The 2,498-nt window shown below is 33.1% G+C and carries 1 protein-coding gene; it reads right to left on the reverse strand.

What is annotated here, in order from left to right; all coding sequences use genetic code 11:
- Positions 1–142: 142 nt before the first annotated feature.
- A complete protein-coding gene (locus tag P8M54_RS08135; protein WP_300287058.1) occupies positions 143–2,260 on the reverse strand; it encodes a TonB-dependent receptor in 2,118 nt (705 codons plus the stop codon).
- Between the last annotated feature and the right edge of the window lie 238 nt (positions 2,261–2,498).

A 2,498-nucleotide genomic window follows, 5' to 3' on the forward strand; every position in this document is an offset into this window, starting at 1 on the left:
ACAAGATACAAAAAAAGTGGTGAAATTGAAAGCATAACTCGCTTCAATTTTACCACTTTTTATTTAAAATTTACTTGTTGAGGGCTTTTTCAGTGCCCTCTATCAAATACACAGCTCTTTTTCGATTATCTATTTTAGAAAACTATTGGTTTAAAAGACCGCCTTCTTCTTTCTTTTCATTATTTAATAAGTTAGAATTTTCTTTAGCTAACTTGTTCTTCGTCGGGATTTTATAATTCAAACTAAAACCAAATTTTCTTGTATCTTGTTTACTAGCTATTAAGAGTGGTGTCCCAAAAGAATTAAATCCGTTTTTGTTGGTATTTAATACATCATCTGCATAAATCGACAACGTTAATTGATCCTTCAAGAATTTTTTCGAGAAAGTAAAATCAAGTGAATTTCGTATTGGCTCCGTTGCAATAAAGTAAAAATAATTTCCTTTAGGAAAAATATAATTGTAATTCGCCACAAATTTTATCTTGGACGGAAGTACTATTTGAGACATCAAATTAATCATCCAGAAACCGTTTGTATTTACATTTGGAATTTGGTGATACTGATATCCTCCATATACGTAGAGAAAATTCATTGTATCCGGATTTACATTCATTTTCAAAGTTTCTTCAAGACCTTTTGTAAATAACATATAAGGTATTGGCATTCCTGCACTAAAATTATGAATCTTAACTGCCGGAATATTTTCATTCGTATTAACCACGACATTATTGTCAAGAGAGACTCTATTAATCACTTGATTTTTAGCTGAGCTAATATTGTAGCTAATAAAAGCATAATCAAAAGCGCTTAACTTCACCTCATAATTATTAAAAATGGTAGGCTGCAAGTTAGGATTACCTGAATAATCAACATTTGGATTTTGGTAATTGGTATTGTTCGGGTTTAAAGCCGATGTACTTGGAAGCGTAATTTTTTTATTGTAATTCATATTAAAATTGACTGAATTACTAAAATTATATTGCGCACTGGCATTCGGAAAAAAGCGAAATTGCTTGAATGGAGACAAAGTAGCTACATCTGTAGTACCTGTAATATTATAATCTTCGGCTCGACCACCTAAGATAAAATTGAATTTGTCAAATTTGGTTTGCACCTCAACATAAGAGGCTGCTGTTCGCCTTTTATAATCAAGATTTACGGTCCCTCTGCTTGCTGCTTCAAAAAGTAACTCTTCGTACAAACTACCAAAACTTAACTTTCCTTCATCAGAAAACTTCAATGGTTGTGAGTAATCAAACTTAAAATTATAAAAATTTTGATTAGAAGTATTCGCCAAAGTTACAGTTGAATTACTAACTGGACTTAGCTCAAAATCGTTAGTATTGTTATTGTAATTGAATTTAAACTCTAACTTTTTAGCGCTGTTAGTAAATTTCTTTTGGTACGTAACCACAGCATCTTGGCGTAAGCCTACACTTGTAGATGCGTCATTATTCACAAAACCAGGCCCGGTACCTAGCGTAGTACTGTTGTTATTATTTTGAGTTATATCATAATTTAGTAGCAAGCGGTCTTTGCCTATGTCAAAAGTCAATGCCGATTTGATAAAATTATTTCTTCCCGTTCGATCCGTGTTAGTGCTTGATAGCAATGAGTTCATACCGTTTTCTTGCTTATCTAACGAAGTCCATGTTGCACTTTCTCGATAATTTTGCCCAACATTTAATTGCCATCCAAAATATTTATTCTTGGCACTCAATAAAAGGCTGTTATTTACTCTCATACGAAACGAATCATAATTCGTAAAACTTGTACTGTTGGTATACGTAGCACTCAAATAAATTTTAGCATTTTTATTGGTAATTATATTTAAAATAGCACCACCTGAAGTTGCTGGAAACTCCGCACCAGGTTGGGTAATAATTTCTATTTTTTCAATTGCATTAGCCGGCATTCCCTCTAAAAAAGCATTTAGCTCCGTAGTAGAAATATTGAGCGGTCTACCATCCATAAAAACATCCAGTTGTTTTCCTTGGTACATCATTCCAGCAATATCCGAAGCAATTAATCCCGGTAATTTTTTGATCCCTTCTAGAACTGAACCGGTGTTTAAACTCGGTTGGTCTGAAAAATTAAAAATAGTACGATCCGCTTTTTGCTCAATCGCTTTTTTAGTTTTCACGATGGTTACCTCATTTAACTCGGTAGATTTTTCCGCTGGTTTTTCGGGATTGGTTTGAGCGCTACTCGTAGCTATACTTCCTACAGTCAATAGCAGCCCTAAATAAAAATTTTTCATGTTGTTTATATCAGTTATCCCATAAGTACGCGTTAGAGACAATATGTTACAATAGAACCCCAAACTTATCTTCAATGCGTATTAAACCTTTACGCTTTTACCACATCTAACCTTAAAGGTTGTTCACTTTAAAATAGTTGTCATGAATCAAAATACACTGTGGTCCATTCGATTGGGATTTTCGAATAAAGAGAACCAAGCCATTGCTAAAAAAGGAATTTCAGCTTTTTTAAAAAAA

The organism is Flavobacterium sp., assembly GCF_029242675.1.
In the GTDB taxonomy this organism is placed as follows: Bacteria; Bacteroidota; Bacteroidia; order Flavobacteriales; family Flavobacteriaceae; genus Flavobacterium.